At 30.6% G+C, this 471-nt stretch carries 1 protein-coding gene; it reads left to right on the forward strand.

The features are described 5' to 3' along the window. Nucleotides 1–196: 196 nt before the first annotated feature. Nucleotides 197–352: a BamA/TamA family outer membrane protein gene (locus AWT63_RS06570; RefSeq protein WP_082680432.1), complete on the forward strand. Its 156-nt coding sequence runs from the start codon at nt 197–199 to the stop codon at nt 350–352. The last annotated feature ends 119 nt before the right edge of the window (nt 353–471 follow it).

Raw genomic sequence — 471 nt, forward strand, 5'->3', positions numbered from 1 at the left:
AGGGTAAATGATGGAACCACGTTAAGAGGTTATAATGATGAAGCTACCAATGCCATATTTACAGCAACAGCAGAAAATAAAACAAACATCAAAAACTAAAAACAACTAAGAACAATTTGAAAAACTTGGAATAAATTCAAAACCAACTTGAACCAAATCAACTACTTGACTACAACAATATACAGCATTTAAAGATATATTTAAAAAAGAAAACTTAAAAATTGATTTAGGTTTAGGTGCAAGAATAACTACACCGATAGGAGTAATAAGACTAGATTATGCTTGGCCTTTAATTAATGCAAATGGAAATAGCAAAGGTAAATTCTCATTTGGATTTGGTCAAACATTCTAATATATATTAAGGACTAGCAGATGTTAGTCCTTACTTTGATAGAAGGAGAAAAATGAAAAAAACAAGTAGGCAAGGGAATGCACATTCATTAGTTGTGGGAGTATCTGTTTATGTAGCAG

Source organism: Caviibacter abscessus (assembly GCF_001517835.1).
Classification (GTDB): domain Bacteria; phylum Fusobacteriota; class Fusobacteriia; order Fusobacteriales; family Leptotrichiaceae; genus Caviibacter; species Caviibacter abscessus.